Annotated in this window: 13 protein-coding genes and 1 pseudogene; 1 reads left to right on the top strand and 13 read right to left on the bottom strand. The window is 37.6% G+C overall.

Annotated features, from left to right (window positions below; genetic code table 11):
* Nucleotides 1-24 precede the first annotated feature (24 nt).
* The 13 genes and pseudogenes from ACOWPH_RS10005 to psaC form a co-directional block, all read right to left on the bottom strand.
* Entirely contained in the window at nucleotides 25-1,512 is a 1,488-nt protein-coding gene (locus tag ACOWPH_RS10005; protein WP_015215238.1) for a UDP-N-acetylmuramoyl-L-alanyl-D-glutamate--2,6-diaminopimelate ligase, read from the bottom strand.
* 32 nt (nucleotides 1,513-1,544) lie between these two features.
* Nucleotides 1,545-1,832 carry a glutaredoxin family protein gene (locus ACOWPH_RS10000; protein WP_042466030.1) on the bottom strand — a complete coding sequence of 96 codons (288 nt, stop codon included), beginning with the start codon at nucleotides 1,830-1,832 and terminating at the stop codon, nucleotides 1,545-1,547.
* Nucleotides 1,833-1,945: 113 nt separating this feature from the next.
* Nucleotides 1,946-2,917 carry a glycosyltransferase gene (locus ACOWPH_RS09995; RefSeq protein WP_015215236.1) on the bottom strand — a complete coding sequence of 324 codons (972 nt, stop codon included), beginning with the start codon at nucleotides 2,915-2,917 and terminating at the stop codon, nucleotides 1,946-1,948.
* A 623-nt stretch (nucleotides 2,918-3,540) separates the two neighbouring features.
* Entirely contained in the window at nucleotides 3,541-4,446 is a 906-nt protein-coding gene (locus tag ACOWPH_RS09990; RefSeq protein WP_015215234.1) for a glycosyltransferase family 2 protein, read from the bottom strand.
* A gap of 15 nt (nucleotides 4,447-4,461) precedes the next feature.
* The gene (locus ACOWPH_RS09985; protein WP_015215233.1) at nucleotides 4,462-5,739 is read right to left on the bottom strand and encodes an ABC transporter ATP-binding protein; all 1,278 of its coding nucleotides are present in this window, start codon (nucleotides 5,737-5,739) and stop codon (nucleotides 4,462-4,464) included.
* Nucleotides 5,740-5,741: 2 nt separating this feature from the next.
* On the bottom strand, nucleotides 5,742-6,614 hold the full coding sequence (locus ACOWPH_RS09980; RefSeq protein WP_015215232.1) for an ABC transporter permease: 873 nt from the start codon (nucleotides 6,612-6,614) through the stop codon (nucleotides 5,742-5,744).
* A 317-nt stretch (nucleotides 6,615-6,931) separates the two neighbouring features.
* Nucleotides 6,932-7,939, bottom strand: a complete 1,008-nt coding sequence (locus ACOWPH_RS09975) for a glycosyltransferase family 2 protein (RefSeq protein ID WP_015215231.1) — start codon at nucleotides 7,937-7,939, stop codon at nucleotides 6,932-6,934.
* A gap of 98 nt (nucleotides 7,940-8,037) precedes the next feature.
* Nucleotides 8,038-9,315 (bottom strand): glycosyltransferase, encoded by a 1,278-nt coding sequence (locus tag ACOWPH_RS09970; RefSeq protein WP_015215230.1) that lies wholly within the window; start codon nucleotides 9,313-9,315, stop codon nucleotides 8,038-8,040.
* 756 nt (nucleotides 9,316-10,071) lie between these two features.
* Nucleotides 10,072-10,272: a DUF4351 domain-containing protein gene (locus tag ACOWPH_RS09965; RefSeq protein ID WP_052334529.1), complete on the bottom strand. Its 201-nt coding sequence runs from the start codon at nucleotides 10,270-10,272 to the stop codon at nucleotides 10,072-10,074.
* 290 nt (nucleotides 10,273-10,562) lie between these two features.
* Entirely contained in the window at nucleotides 10,563-11,384 is an 822-nt protein-coding gene (locus tag ACOWPH_RS09960; protein ID WP_216087733.1) for a transposase, read from the bottom strand.
* Between the two features lie 239 nt (nucleotides 11,385-11,623).
* Nucleotides 11,624-12,331 (bottom strand): annotated as a pseudogene (locus ACOWPH_RS09955) (Rpn family recombination-promoting nuclease/putative transposase); the annotation flags it as partial.
* A gap of 90 nt (nucleotides 12,332-12,421) precedes the next feature.
* Nucleotides 12,422-14,317 carry a glutamine--fructose-6-phosphate transaminase (isomerizing) gene (glmS, locus tag ACOWPH_RS09950; RefSeq protein WP_015215229.1) on the bottom strand — a complete coding sequence of 632 codons (1,896 nt, stop codon included), beginning with the start codon at nucleotides 14,315-14,317 and terminating at the stop codon, nucleotides 12,422-12,424.
* 601 nt (nucleotides 14,318-14,918) lie between these two features.
* Nucleotides 14,919-15,164 carry a photosystem I iron-sulfur center protein PsaC gene (gene psaC / locus ACOWPH_RS09945; RefSeq protein WP_015215228.1) on the bottom strand — a complete coding sequence of 82 codons (246 nt, stop codon included), beginning with the start codon at nucleotides 15,162-15,164 and terminating at the stop codon, nucleotides 14,919-14,921.
* 552 nt (nucleotides 15,165-15,716) lie between these two features.
* Between psaC and ACOWPH_RS09940 the strand changes: the two genes are divergently transcribed.
* A complete protein-coding gene (locus tag ACOWPH_RS09940) occupies nucleotides 15,717-16,697 on the top strand; it encodes a glycerophosphodiester phosphodiesterase (RefSeq protein ID WP_042465084.1) in 981 nt (326 codons plus the stop codon).
* The last annotated feature ends 212 nt before the right edge of the window (nucleotides 16,698-16,909 follow it).

Below are 16,909 nucleotides of genomic sequence, written 5' to 3'. Positions count from 1 at the left end.
CTCCTTGCTCCCTACTTCTTGCTGTTACCTGTCACCTGCCCTTTTTTGTAAAGCCTCCCGTGCTTGTTCTCTGTCGTCAAAGTGGATTTTTTCTGTACCGAGAATTTGGTAATCTTCGTGACCTTTACCAGCCAACAATATGCCGTCACCGGGTTGAGCTTGTAAAATGGCGGTGTGAATGGCAGTAGCGCGATCGCAAATTACCATTGGTTGCACTGTATCAGGAATACCTGCCAACACATCTTGTAGAATCTTTTCCGGGTCTTCAGTGCGAGGATTATCTGAAGTCACCACAGCCACATCAGCTAATTGGGCGGCGATTTTTCCCATTTTAGGACGTTTAGTGCGATCGCGATCGCCCCCGCAACCAAACACACAAATCATTTTACCCGAAATAAACGGGCGTGCAGCTTTGAGCAAATTCTCCAAACTATCGGGAGTGTGGGCATAATCTACAATCACGCTCACATCTTGCTGATCACTAATTTGCACCCGTTCCATTCTACCAGGAACACCAGGAAAATCAGAAATGGCATTTGTTACCAAATGCAAATCTAACCCCAAATGTAAAACTGCACCCACCGCAGCCAACAGATTTTCTAAATTATATTGACCAACCAAAGGTGAATTAAAAGCGATATCACCCTTTGGTGTATGCAGCATTCCACTCACACCATGAGGTTGATAACTTAAACCACTCATCCAAAAATCGGCATTATTATCATTAACGCTATAACTCCAAACCCGTTCTCGATTCAAAGAAGCAATTAACCGTTTTCCATATTCATCATCAGCGTTAATAACTGCCCGTCCGTGGAGATAATCAGGACTAAATAACAAAGCCTTCGCTGCAAAATAATCCTCCATATCTTTGTGATAGTCCAAATGGTCTTGGGTGAGATTACTAAACACCCCTACCTCAAACGGACAACCCAAAACCCTACCCTGTGCTAAAGCATGGGAACTAACTTCCATCACCCCAAACTCACAACCAGCATTGACCGCTGTGGCTAACTGTTGTTGTAATTCCACCGCAAAAGGCGTAGTGTGAACAGCAGTTTGTTCAAAACCCGGCCAACGAGTGTAGAGAGTTCCCAGTAAAGCCGTAGGTAAACTAGCTTTGGTGAGAAAATATTCAATTAAGTGAGTAGTTGTAGTTTTACCATTTGTCCCAGTTACACCCACCAACTTGAGTTTCTGCCCTGGATAACCATAAAAAGTGGCAGCGATTTGGGCGCAAGCTCGATTCATATTATCGGCGCTAATCACCATATCTGTAGATTTAGGCGGTTTTTTTTCCATCACTTGAGGAGAAACAACCGCAGCCACAGCACCAGCAGCCAAAGCACTCGGCCAAAAATCTCCACCATCTACCCTTGTACCAGGCATCCCAATGAACAAATCACCTGCACCGCAAGCATGGGAATTAGTCTTGATTCCCTTCACCTCCACATCCGCCAAACTAGGATTTGTCAGACCTTCCACCGTTGCTAATAATTCTTGTAATTTCATTGACTACACCTTGCCACAAGCTTTCCTTGCGCCTATTCTGCATTATTTTTTTCTGAATTGGACATATATTTGTGAAGCATTTGTTCCAATTGCTTGACACTTGCACGGGGAGAGGGACGGGGTAAAGGTTGTGTAACTGCTGCATCATCTAGTACTAGATACATTACAGGTATTTCAAACTGATACGCCGCAAACCAATCTTCACGGGTAGTAATATCTCGAATTTCTAACTCTAAACTGAGATTTTGGATTTGTTCTAGCTTTTCTTGTAAGCCTTCACAGAGATGACAACCGGGTTTACTGTAGAGAATTAATCGCATTTTGCAATTATATAATTTTTTTACTCCGTTTCTATTATCTACAGAATCCATCTAAATAGTCAAAGCACTGGGAAGCAGAATTCAGAAGCTAATAACGCTATCATTTTACTTTTTTAATCAGCACTAAGCATCGTTTTGGTAACAAACTTTTTGAAAAACAAAATTCCACAAGCAATTCGTTCAGTTTGGCGAAAACCTACAATATTTTGCACCAGCCGATAAAATTTTCTCTTACTATTAGCTTTAAATTCTGGAAACATCACAAAAGCCTCTTCTAAAAACATCAAATATTGTTCGTAGTCAAATAATAGGGCTTCTCTAGCAAGTTCAAAATATGATTTAGCTAAAGCCTGACGATATATCATCGAAAGTTGGGTTTTTTGCAATAGTTGCTGCTCTGCTTTCTTTAATACTAGATAGTGGCTTTTTAACCAGCGTGCTTTAGAAGAGGTAGAAACTGTAACAGAACCATAACGCCTATAAATAGCATAACAGCCTGGTTGATATACAACTTTAGCACCAGTCATAGCCACTGATAGAAAAAAATCTCTATCCTGCGCTGCAAGTAAATTTTCATCCCATCCGCCACTATTTTCTACTGCATTTCTTTTATACATTAAAGCAGCCAAAGCTACCCACCAATTAGCTAGTAAAGCCGCTAAAATATCATCTTGATTTTCAGAAATTTCTATCTTATCCAGAAAACTAGAACCATTAGCTAAATGATACTGATGTCTCCAGTCACCATAAACAACATCTGCACCTGTTGCTTCTAAAAAATTGATTTGTCTTTCTATTTTTTCCGGTAAAATATAATCATCTGCGTCCAGGTATTGAATATATTTTCCTTGAGATAAATTAAAGCCTAGATTTCGAGCGTAATTGCCTCCTTTATGGGGTGAACTTCGCCAGATGATTTGATCACCATAGCCTTTGATAATATCTAGAGAATTATCCGTCGAACCATCATCAATAACAATAATTTCAATATGGGGATAGGTTTGCTGTAAGCATTTATCAATTGCTTCTACCAACCATTTTCCAGAATTAAAACATGGTATGATTACCGAAACTTTATTGGGCATATATACTAATCCTAAATAGTAAAGCAGAGGTGTATATAAATTACTAGGCTAAGTAGATAGGCAAAAATAAATCAAATTAAACCTCATCCAAGTTGAGAACTGGAGTTTTTCAAAAGGGAACAGGGAAGAGTATAGAATTTAGGAACAAAACCCGATTAAGAAAAAACTATTGGTTTCAAAGTAGACGTGGTTTATGTTAAGTAAAGTCATAAGGTCTGAAATTCACTTTTAGTGAGGGCTACAGCGTTACTTTGAGGTTTAAATACCTCACTACAAACCTTTATTTACGTTACTTAAAGCAAATATTTTCTAGTAAATTACAAACTCATGTGAATTTGTATTTGAGACCTTAGGGGATATTTAAAAAGTGGTATTTGCTGTATTAAAAGCTTTGATTTTCCTAAATCATGCTTAAAAAGGAGGATATTGAGAAGGTTCTTCTCTCCTTTTAAGGGTGGATGTTGATATAAACGTAAACTGTTTAAGTATCCTCTGCGATAAACACCTAATAGATAAATTTTTGCTGACTTCATATTTCAGAAGCTAGAGATTCTATAATTTGCATACTATTAATACAACTTTTGTAGTGTAGGTATTAATGTGCAAATTAAAATCGCGACAACTTAGTAACTATTGTTGAAATTTGTACTTGCAAATTTTAGTCCTAACTGATAAAATCTAGAAACGATGAGATGAACTATTTGTAGTGGATCTTGTTGCATAGACCAGCATAAATTGTAAAAAGCTTCACGCTTTAAACCAAGTTCATAGCATCTATGAGCGTGTTCATAAATAAACTTAGCAAACATTTGTGGATGGGCTTGAAAAAGTGATTTATGTTTATGTACTAGGCGTAAAAAACTTTCTTGGCGGAGTATGGGATTTCTTGAAACTCTTAGCCCCTCATGGTTATATAACTGGTAGGTAATGATGGGTAGACCAATAATTGAGCAAACGGGGTTGAGTCTTAAAAAGAGTTCTGAGTGAACGCGCGATCGCATTTGGTCATCCCAACCCCCAATTTTTTGTAGCGTTTCTCGCTCAACTACGAGGGTTTGCTTGGTATTATAAGATTTGCCAGTTTCGAGTTCTTCGAGAAAGAAATGAGCGCCGCGTGGACGGACTAGAGGGGGTAAACGCTTACCCAGGACTTGACCTTGAGAGTTGACTTCCTCTAAACCAGAGATCACTGCCACTGGTGCAGGTAAGTATGTTTGAGATAATGCCTCTAATGATACCTCTGCCATATGGGGAAGATAGCGATCGTCATCGTCCAAAAATGTCACCCATCGACCGAGTGCAGCTTCTAATCCAACGTTACGAGTTCCCGCACCACCATGAGAATTTGATAGGTGAATCAACCGCAATTGAGGATGACTGGGTAAATCTATCGCCTTTGTAGAAGCATCATCAACCACAATTACTTCCAAATCTGACATATTTTGATCAAGCGCACTTTTAACTGCATGAGTTACTAAGTGAGGTCGGTTGTGAGTGGGAATAATGATGCTGAGTAGAGGATTACTCATTTTCAATACCTTAATTTATTGATTAATAACTTGCCATTTACGCGGTTGATAAAATAAACATCGACTGATGGTTTTATTGGTCTTCACAGTAAATCTAAAAGATTCAACAATATCAAAAGATTGAACGCCTCTTCTGATATATATTTTGGCACTATATACACCAGGAATAAAAGAACAATATGGCATATACATTTGGATTTCTGGCTTTCCTGGCAGGATAGTTAAAAGCTCTTGATCAGAATTAGAAGTTATATACTGAACCAGTCCATTTTCTCCTGACAAAGCTGTGACTAAAACACCTAAATTAGCTTGGGTAATTTTTTGGTAAGATTTGCATTCTACACATAAATAAGCTGGTTCACCAGAAAGCGGTGCTTCTAGAAAATCACCCTGTTCATCTCTAAAAAATACAGCAGTAATATCTAAACCTAAACTTTCAATTTCTGGCTTTTCCGACAAAATCATTTTTCCTAAAGCACTTTCTGAGCCACTCAAACAGAGATCTTCTTCATATTTGCGAATTACTGTTTCTGTTTGACCCGATGTAATTACTTCACCTTTTGATAAATAAATTGAAGAATCACAAACATTAAGGATGCTATGGGAGTTATGAGAGACCAATATAAAAGCTGTGCCATTTGTCCGCAGTTGTGCTAACTTGCTGTGGCACTTCATTCTAAATTTGATGTCTCCTACCGCGAGAACTTCATCAATTAGTAAAACATCTGGTTCTACATGAACTGCACAAGCAAAACCTAGTCTAGCTGCCATACCAGAACTATAAGTTTGTACAGGTGCATCAATAGCATTACCAATCTCAGAAAAATCTATCACTTCTTGAAATCTCTCTGTGATTTTTTTGGTTGATAAACCCAAGATTGACATATTTGCATAAATATTTTCCCGCCCTGTTAGTATAGGATTAAATCCTGCCCCTAAAGCAATTAATGGAGCTACCCTACCTCTAACTTTTACACAGCCAGTGTCAGGTTTTATCAACCCACTAATGATGCGTAGTAGTGTACTTTTACCAGAACCATTTGAGCCAACTAAACCAAGAGCTTCTCCCCGCTTTAATTGAAAACTGACATCCTCCAAAGCCCAAAATTCTAGGCGGCGTAAAGTATCGCTTTTCCTATTTCCTCCTAATAATTCTGTGGTAATATCTCGTACACCATAGAACAAAGACTGTTTTAAATTCCTACAAAATTTTTTAGAAACACTATCAACGGCAATCAGCACTTCAGCATTTTGAGAATGAACAGAAATCTTTTTATCGATTAATTCAGTCATTATTAAGAACTTACCCTCTCAACCACAAAAGGCATCGCTAGACGGAATACAATCCAAGTTAGTACTAATCCTACTAAAGTAATTGTACTCACCAACCAAAAACTAAAAGATTCTGATACTACTCCTGTGGTAGCTAAATCCCTTACTGTTACTAACAAAGGAGTAACAGGATTCAACTTGACTAACAACCCAAATATTCCTTCTTTGGGAACTGGATAAATTACAGGTGTGAGAAATAACCAAAATCCTGTTATCAAAGTTAGTCCTTTGGAAATATCTTGGTATAACACTCCCAAGGGAGCTAAGAAAATACCAATAAATGTTCCCAATAAAACTAAATGAATTAATGGAATTGGAGTTAAGATTACTGTCCAATTAATGGGAATGCGAAACCAAATAAACAATACCACTATGAGAATTAGCTTGATAGCAAAATTAAAAAAGACTTCCCCTACTTTGGCCAAAATTAATGCTTCCCGTGGAAAATTTACCCTGGCTAACATGGGTTTTGCTACTGTTACCGCTTGTACTGGACCATTTAAAGCTTCTACAAAAGTTTGCCATAATGCAGTGCTAAACATAACATATGCTGGATAGGGTAAATCAGTTACTCCCACATTAATAACTTTGGCATCTTTCGCAAGGGTTAAACTTACAGCTAAGACAATTGGTGGTAAAAAAGCCCAAGCTATACCTAAAAAAGATTGTCGATATTGGGCGTTGATATCTCGCATCATCAATCGCCAAGCTAGTTCACGAGAAGCTAACAAGTCTCGCCACATTTGTCGCGCTAAGTCTAGGGGATATCTCAGTTGACTTTCTGGTGTATAAATGATTTGAGGTAGTTGAGAATTCAATTTTTGATGTCGCTTCAATATTTTTTATCCTTTGTCCAAGAAATTGCAAGTATTCTAGGGAGCAACGCAAGAACTCTCAGAAACCCTCTTTACTTCCTGTCCTTTGCGGTTCGTTTTTTCATGATTTTGTGAAAGTCCTATATTCATGAAAATCAAATATGAAATATGGGACTCCTATTTGATTTTTGATAGCTTGCGTGGCGTAGCCATACAAGACTCAGTAGGTATCAATTCTGTCTTTCCTGTTCCCTGTTAAGAGTTCCCTGACTACACAAGTAAATATGCCTACGGCACGCTACCGCGAACAGGAATCAAACCGGATTCCTATATGAGTTCTATAGGTGTGTTTGTGCGTAGCGGCTAGTAATGTAACGGTTGGCTATCTTATCTATATACAATAGAGTTTTCCCCACTAATCGCCAGCCAAATTTGTTAATAGGCAATTTACGCACCAGGGGATTAATAATTGCCATCTGTCGTCGCCATCCCAAGCGTTTATATTTATTTTGAAAGTATTCATCTTCAGTGAGATTCCACTTGTCACGCAGGCGTTTAAGGCTGGCTAGTTCCCAAGCATCACTCCAACGCAGCATATAGTAATGTATGTCTGTTGGTTCTAGTGGTTTGTTTGTTACATAAGTCATCAGAGATTCAGGTTCTAAGTAAACTGTGCCACCGGCTTCTGCTACCAAAATGCACAAATCAACGTGTTCTTTGGTGTTCAAAAGTGCTTCATCCAACAGACCAATTTGTTGAAATATCTGTGTTCGTACCATCATGCAGTGAAACTCGGCTAACCCAGTTTTTTGGCGTTGTAATTGGGTTTGAATATCTGCAATTTTGCGGCCTTGTTTATATATCTTTTCAATCATGCGCTTTCTGGTGGTTTCATCTTTAGTCTCCACCTTGATTCCAGATTCCCCCCCGGCACAGTGTACTTCTGTGTGTAAAGGTGTACCCTGACAAATGAGCGGACTAACTATAGTTGCATCTGTTTCTTCTGCACATTCCACTAAAGGCTTGAGCCAACCTGGGGTAACAACAACATCATTATCAATAAAGACAACATACTTGCTGCTGACTTGACGCAAACCAAGGTTTCTCGCACTGTTGGGAGAGAGATAGTAATTTGTGCGAATTAGTTGAAATTGCTTTTGTTGTGATTGTTCTGCTAAATAATCCCTAATGTGACGTGGGGAACCACCATCTATATAAATTAACTGGAAGGGGTAATGTGTATGTTCATAAATGCTTTCTAAGGCTTCACAGGTACAACTGAAACGTTCTCTGGGAGAAACAATAATTGTTACATCTGGGGTGGTGATCGCTAATGAGTTTTTCATTTCAATCAATATCCTTTCAGAATTTAAAACTGATTTTTTTGTAAATTATTAAGGCAAGAAGTAATAAATTATGGAGAGCCTATTTTCTTGCCTAGATATTACACAGTGATTGCCGGAGATAAGGCTGAATTTTGAAGAGTTAAATCATCAGTGATAACTTGGCGATAAATTTGCACTAGCTCATCATTAAGTTTGTTCATATCATAATGTGATTGAACATAAGAATGACCAGAGTAACCCATTGTTGACCAAATTTGTGGATGTTCAATAAGATAGATTAATTTCTCAGCTATAGCTTGAGCATTTCGCTCTGGAACTAGAAAACCAGAAATACCATCTTGTACAAGTTCAGGAATACCACCATGAGTAGTAGCAATTACTGGTAAACCCATAATCATTGCTTCTTTTAAAGTATTAACTGGTGCATCTTGATTTCCATCTTGTGCTGTCACACTAGGAGCAATAAAAATATCTGTTTGGTCGAGAATTTCAACAATCTCTGGCTGAGTTTTCCATCCAATTAGCTTGACTTTATCAGCAATATTCAATGATTGTATGATCTGCTGGAAGTGTTCTTTCAATTCACCATCACCAATGATGTTATACTCGATATTTTGATAAATTTTGCTTACCTGAGCAACAGCTAAAATTGCGTATTCTATACCTTTTTTTTCAATTAAACGACCAGTGGTAGCAATGCGAATTTTACTTTCTGTATGAGGATACCTTTCTTTAAAAGGAAAGTGCATACAATCTATTCCTGAACCATGTACTACGATTTTATTGGCATCACAGCCTAGTTTGATGGCTTTTGCCTTAAAAAATTCACAGTTGGTTAAGAAAAAATCACCTTGAGTAAAGAGTGAGTCATAAACATTTTCTCCGTTTTCTTGAACAAACCAACTGATATCGTAGCCTCTAAATGAAGTAATTAATTTACCTGTGATAGCACCTATATTCCGTAAAATCATTCCTTCTAGTGCTAATGTACCGAACTGGCAATGAATAATATCGTAAGGAGGAGCTTTTAATAATGGTATAACTGAGTATAGTAATCGCAAAGAAACTGCCCGTTTACCATAGTTAAAAAAGTTGAGCGATCGCAAAATGATTAAAGGAGCTTGGTGAAAGTTTTTGACGATTAATTCTATTGCTTTTAACAAGCGCAAAAAATAATTTTCAGGAAGCTTTGTTTGGTAATATGTATGGTCAATCAAATGATAACTTGCTACTTTGGGATGAACTTTAGAAGTATTGTCAGGTGGTGTGGCATAAATATTTACTTCATTTCCTCTGTCTATCAAACCTATGATTTGATTAACAATAAATGTTTCTGACAAACTTGGGAATTTATCAACAATAACGGCAATCTTCATAAAGTTATTCAGAAATTTACTAGATATATCAACATATTTTTCATTTACAAATTACGGCAATAAAAAGTTTTCTCTCTCATCTATTTCGCTAAATAACAAGAAACAGTATAGATTAACTTTTTTAGTTATTCAATATAAAAAATCAAAATACTTCTTTGGACTGATTTTAAAATCATATCTAGTAAAAAATACAACTTATGCTGGAATTTTAAACTAAGTCATGAAACAAAATTTTGTGATTTTTTTAGTAAAAAATCTAGTAAATTAATAAATGGTCAAGAAAGAGTTTACTAAAAATCAAGAGTATATGAAACTAGAATAAACAAGTAGTTGTGTGATTGTAATAATTTATAAAACGATATTCAAAAATAAATCTACGCAAAAACACAATCACCACTGCAAAATATACTTAAAAATAATAAGAAATGATCAGCAAATAAATCCCCATAATTAAAATTAGGGGACTTTACTGTGTCAAAAAATGACTGATTCAGATATGCGATAATTAGCCGCATTGGCTGGGGCATTTTGCCATAATTCAAAAAGTAGCGTAAGGTATTTTTGAAATAATAATAAAAAATTGAGTCCCGCCGCATATAATCTAATTAATCCTAATCACACAAAATTATCCTCTGGATGATTAGTAAATACACCCACAGGATAAATTGTAGAACTTTTTTATTTAGTTATTCCACAGTCACCGACTTCGCCAAATTTATCGGGGTCAGTTTTGCGGATCGCACTCTGCACACAAATCTACTTCTCAGCAGCTTCCAAATTTTCCAGCCAAACAACTAAATTACCTAAATTAGAAAAATCTAACAATACCTCAGTTAAAGCTTCCAATTGTTCCAGAGATAACTTTTCAATTTGCATTTTTAGCTGACTAGGAACTTCCCCAAATTTTTTAGATAATAACCGCAGGATAAGATTTACTTCTCCCTCCTGTTTACTCATATCTTGCACCTTAAAATAGTAATGTCAATTCCATGACTAAGTGCTAAGGGTCGAAGTCGTTCAATGTCAAGTAATAACAAAGACAGGACTAAATGAGGAAGAAAAGTAGAGAGTGCAAGAAAAGCAGCTTTACCCCAGTCCAAAGAATCAGATAAGGAAGATGAAATATATGCCCAATATGCTAATAAATAGGCAGTCATAGACAAGATTAACCAACGATAAACCCCTAAAAGAGTGCCTTGTCCAAACTTGTCTAAACCAAAGCGATGTTTAGCAGTTTTGAACCAACCTCAAGAAAGCCAACGGCGTTTACCCCACCAAGAAATAGTGCTAGCTTTAATGGGTTTTGTAGAGATAACATATCTTTTGACAAACTGACCATTCTCGCGTTTAAAATAATACCAAGAAAGGGTAACAGGAAAATCTAATCCAACGAGTTGAACTTGTCTTCCTCGACGATGTAAAAGTTTAACAGGAGTGCCATTAATTAATTTACGATTACAACCAATACCAAGGACAGCATGATATTTAAGTTTACGAATACCGTTGATAAAATCTTTAGTGCCAAAGGCTGTATCAGCTAGAATTTTCACCTCGAATTTTTTGGTAAAATCTTTTGGTAAATTACGTACCATTCGTAGTGCCATCTGAGCAGGACTGGCTGTACCTTTACCTCTCCAGACGCGAAAATTCCAGGGTATACGCCATTTTCCAACTACCAAATATAAGATTACTATATGGAAACCTCGCCTACCATTGTAGACACTTATTAAGTTATTTAAACCTTTGAATTTACCACATTTTTCTAAAGTTGTGAGGTCAATAATCACTTGTAAAAATGCTTTTCGCCCTAATGGACAGTGACTATTAATTTGTTCAAGCGCCTGCTGGCGGAGATGATAAATGAGTTTACGAGTAGACCAATTACTAATATTCAAAAATCGACTTAATGCACTTTCGGATTTGGCTTTACTGTAATGTGGTAAAGGTTTTCCATCTGCGGCTAGAAATAATCCTAGCATTGCTTCCAAATTATCTCTTTGATAACGAGTAGGCATCAATGCTAGAATGGTGTACATTAGGTTATGGGCGTGGGCAAGAATGATTTCCATATTTCTTGCTGATTAATGTTTTCTACGCCCTTTTCTCTCATTTTTCATAAAAAAATACAAGTGTTTCTGTGCAGATGACATTATTTCTCTTTTCATATATGTCATTTGTAAATATACTGGGAGTAAATGTAGTTTATTATTTCAGTATATAAATTGTAGGTATGATTTTTAGATGTTTCTTTTGTTCTCTTATTTTCGGTTAATACTGAGGTTTTCGGTCAGGTGCAAGATGTGAGTTTACCTTGTTGTATACCTTGTTGCATACCTTGTTGCATACCTATTTCTGTCGCTTCTTCTCTGAGTTCTTGATATAAGCGAGTTTGCTCAAAAGTTATACCTAACATTGCTTCTATCTCCACACGACTTAAACGAGTAAACCGATAAGACATAATCGTGGTAATTATTTCCATTATCGCACGACTATCTGCTGGTTCTTGTAACTCCTGCTGACAACGGTTGACTAAATATCGCGCTGCTGCTGGTGCTTTGTCTTGGTTTAGAGTAGTCAATACCAATAAACTGACATCAAGGGGTAATTGCTCAATTTCTCCCAACTCATCCAAATATACTCGATGTACTTGTTCCGAACTCAAAAGTGCGCGATAGGGGTGAATATCCCCTTGTTCCATACTCCGAGTTGGATAAATTAACACAGCTTGCCAATCTTGAAAACGCTCTCTATTTCTATAAAAATAGAGAAATAACTCCCCAAATAAACGCTCATAAAGTTTTTCATCTCTTTGAAATTGTACTTCACAAAAATAAACCACCCCTGGTGTTTCCGTTTCCGGTGGTAAAAATACCCCGTCAATTTCAAACTTTGGCTCTTTCACCGCTACTGAATCAAAGCGATAATTAGCCGCATTGGCTGGGGCATTCTCCAATAATTCAAAAAGTAGCGTAGGGTATTTTTGAAATAAATAATAAAAAATTGAGTCCCGCCGCATATAATCTAATTAATCCTAATCACACAAAATTCTCCTCTGGATGATTGGTAAATACACCCACAGGAGAAATTGTACAACTTTTTTATTTAGTTATTCCACAGTTACCGACTTCGCCAAATTTCTTGGCTGGTCTACATCTAAACCACGCCGTGCAGCAATGTGATAAGCCAATAATTGCAATGGAATAACCGTGAGAATTGGTGAAAGGATTTCCTCAACCTCCGCAACAGGAATTAAATCATTAAATATTTCCCCTGCTTCCCCATCTTTGACAGAACTAACACCAATTAACCGGGAATCACGGGCTTTTGCTTCCTGGGCGTTAGAGATCACCTTTTCATATACACTACCCCGAACTGCGATCGCAACTACAGGAACTTTCGCATCTAGCAAAGCAATAGGGCCATGCTTCATTTCCCCCGCCGGATATCCTTCAGCATGAATATAGCTAATTTCTTTTAACTTCAAAGCCCCTTCTAACGCAATGGGGAAATTAATTCCTCTCCCAATAAAGATAAAATCCTTCGTTTCCGCAAAGTCATGTACTAATTGCTCAATATAACGTTCTTGAGTTTCTAAAATCGCTTCGATTTCCCCTGGTAGCTGGCGTAAACCTGTGAGAATTTCCTCAAATCTTTCCACAGTAATCTCATGGCGACGATAAGCTATATCTAAAGCCAAAGCATAAAACGCCATCAATTGAGCAATAAAAGTCTTTGTCGCAGCAACACCAATTTCAATTCCCCCATGAGTATTGATGATATTTGCAACCATGTTGCCCAAAGTACTTTCTGGACGATTAGTTATTCCTAAAAGTCGCGCTTGATACTTGCTTTCTTTGCCCTGACGACGTTCTTTTTCCATTGCTAAAGCTGCTAAAGTATCAGCAGTTTCCCCCGATTGTGTAACACCAATAGTCAGAGTATTAGCAGTTAACGGGGATGGTGCATAACGAAACTCAGAAGCGTATTGTACCTGAGTGGGAATTCCTGCCAGTTGTTCTAACAAGTATTTACCGACTAAAGCAGCGTGCCAGCTTGTACCACAGGCAACAACTTGAATTTGTTCTAAGTCTGCGTAAAAATCATCAGCTAAACCCAGTTTCACCGGTGATTGTGCAGTTGAGTTGCCATTCAATTCCGTCGGGAAATAAGCTTCTAAACAATCCCTCACTACCCCCGGTTGCTCATAGATTTCTTTGAGCATAAAATGCTTGAATCCCTGTTTTTCCACCATGACGGGATTCCAGTTGATGGTGCGGGGATGCTTTTTTAAACGGTGTCCGGCAAAGTTATAAACCTCCACCCCCAAAGGAGTCAAACGAGCAATTTCGCCGTTTTCTAGGGGCAATACAGCGCGGGTATAGGGAACAATTGCCGGAGTGTCAGAAGCACAGAAAAACTCACCTTGACCAAAACCAATGACTAAAGGTGCTTGCTGCCGGACTACAATCAATTCATCAGGGTAGTCGGCAGAAATCGCCGCCACAGCATAAGCGCCTTCCAACTTACTCACCGCTTCCCGCACTGCGTCTAAAAAAACCGAAGGGGAAGACGAATTTTGATCACAATGCTTTAAACACTCAGCAATTAAATGAGGAATTACCTCTGTATCTGTTTCTGAACGAAATTCATGTCCTAATGCTTTTAATTGTTCCCGTAACTCCCGGTAATTCTCAATAATGCCATTCTGCACCACTGCCACCCGCAATGCTGTATCCATGTGAGGATGGGCATTATGTTCTTCTGGTTTACCATGAGTTGCCCAGCGAGTATGACCAATACCAATTTGAGCAGGATTTTCTATTTGTTCGAGTTTAGAACGCAAATTCAGCAGCTTACCTTTAGCCCGTACACAGTGAACGTCACCTTCCCAAATGGTGGCAATTCCTGCCGAGTCATAACCTCTATATTCTAATTTTTCTAGTCCAGCCAATAAAATATCTGTTGCCGCTTGAGTTCCTATATATCCAACAATTCCACACATTTTTTATACCACTGGTTATCAGTTACTTTCGATTTAATTCCCTTCAAAGAAGGTCTAATGCTTTAGCAATGGGTTTAAATATCTCACTATCGGCTAAACAACTATTTGCTGTTCATTGAAATTTAATAAATGATATAGCATAAGTCAGGACTAAAACCCTTTTGTGGACGGAGTTTCATCATCGCCTGATGTCCTAACCTCCTTGTCCGTTGCTATACTTGCCATCACAGAATGGTTATCTTAGCAAATAAAAAATAAAAAGGAGCAACTTGCTCCCAGTATCACTAAGTTGTGTTTTGGATAGGACTTACGCAAGATATGGCTGAAAACCTTATTATTACATAGCGGTAATTCATGAATTACCGCTACTCTCGTTCTGTTTTGCGTAAGTCCTGTTGGATTTTGGAATTTTACTCTAAAAAAACAGCTTTGTTGGGCAGAAATGTCCACCCCAAAGCTTAAAGAGATTTGCTATGCAGATAATTGAAAAAATTAGGGTGCTGAGTGCTGAGAGAAGAATCAAGAATGCTTTTAGGTAATTTGCTTCTTGTTTCTCCTTTGCTCAGTCCTCAGCACTAAATTACTGAGTTTTTTAAAATCCTCAGTATGCTAAACCCATACTGCGAGTTGTTTCAGCGCCTAGATAAACCCGGATGCTCAAAAAGTCGGTGGGGCAAGCAGTTTCGCAACGCTTGCAGCCTACGCAGTCTTCTGTGCGGGGTGAAGAGGCGATTTGAGAGGCTTTACAGCCATCCCAAGGAACCATCTCTAGTACGTCTGTGGGACAAGCGCGGACGCATTGGGTGCAGCCGATGCAGGTATCGTAGATTTTTACGGTATGAGACATGGAAAAAACTGCTCCTTTCGAGTGTTCTTCTCTGCGAAGGAATCTTAATCAAGGCATAGTTTACCGCAGGGCTTGATAGCCTGTAAGTAAAAGGCTACATAACTTTAAACATTGTAATAAGCTCTCTGAACAATTTATCTGTCAATATCGCTCGTATTCAGCTTTAATCAGCAACATAGCTACCAAGTGTTTACCCGAATGACTCAATTCTCTAAGCCGCTAATTGTAAAGATGTGTAAATTTGAAGCCCGGCCTTTGGGGTTATCTATAGTACCTATCAGTTAGCAGCTAGGCTAGGCTAAACTTTTGACTGGTTGTGACGAAATGTTAACTATTTAGGGACGGTTTACAGATATGTGATGATGATAGCTTGTCGTTTCTGTTCAAGACAAGTAGGTTTACATTAATATCCAAATTAGTACAATAAGACAAGAAAATATGTAGGGTGGGTTAGGAGGTATATACCTAGCGGGCAAGATGCCCGCACCACAAGAGTTTCATTATTCAAGTTTGTATCTAATTTAAATGAAATCCGCTGTAACTATTAAGAATATGGCTAAAACATTCACAAACCAAAGTCCTATTATCATTGCTCACCGTGGTGCAAGTGGCTACCGTCCTGAACATACTTTAGCTGCTTATGAATTAGCAATTGATTTAGGTGCTGACTATATTGAACCAGATTTAGTGATTACCAAAGATGGTATTTTGATTGCTCGTCATGAAAATGAAATTTCTGAAACTACTGATGTTGCTATTCATGCAGAATTTACTCACCTGAAAACTACTAAAATAATTGATGGTGAGGTTAAAATAGGTTGGTTTACAGAAGATTTTACTTTAACTGAATTAAAAACATTAACAGCTAAAGAACGTATTCACCAAATTCGTCCTCAAAATATAGCATATAATGGAATTTTTACAATTCCTACTCTAAATGAAATTATTGATTTAGCAAAACGCAAAAGTTTAGAAATAGGTCGAATGATTGGAATTTACCCAGAAACGAAACATCCAACTTACTTTAAATCAATTGGTTTACCATTAGAAGATAAGTTACTCAGAACTTTACACAAAATTAATTTACCTATATTTATTCAATCATTTGAAGTTAGTAATCTGCAAGAATTATCTAAAAAAACAGATTTACCTTTAGTACAATTAATTAATGATTCGGGAAAACCTTATGATTTTGTAGTTAATGGTGATCATCGCACATATCAATATTTAGTAAATCCAACAGAGTTGATAGAAATTGCTAAATATGCACAAGCGATAGGAGTAAATAAAAATTTAGTAGTTCCCAAAGATAGCAATGGTAAATTACTATCTCCGACATCCTTAGTTAGTGATGCACATCAAACTGGTTTACAAGTTCATGCTTGGACATTCCGCAATGAAAATTTGTTCTTACCTTTAGATTTTCAAGAAAATCCCCAAGATGAATATCAACTATTTTTTGACTTAGGTATAGATGGTGTTTTCAGTGACTTTACAGATACCGCTATCTCTGCTAGAAATTTCCTGAGTTAATGCCACCGTTGAGGCGACTTTGGGGGTCGTATTAGGTGATTTGGGCTTCGGCTAGTTGTCTGTCAAATATATTTTGACGGACAAAGAAGAAACGAACCGCAAAGGACGCAAAGAGCGCGAAGGAAGAAGGAAGAAGGAAGATTTTTTTATTCGTCAATTATTTCTTGACAGACTACTAGTTGTCCTGTGGGGAGGTCGGTGATTTAAAAGGT

Origin of the sequence: Anabaena sp. PCC 7938, from assembly GCF_049315035.1 — a bacterium.
GTDB lineage: Bacteria > Cyanobacteriota > Cyanobacteriia > Cyanobacteriales > Nostocaceae > Anabaena > Anabaena cylindrica.
The sequence above is the reverse complement of the archived record's forward strand: the minus strand, read 5'-3'. Positions and strand labels throughout refer to the sequence as shown.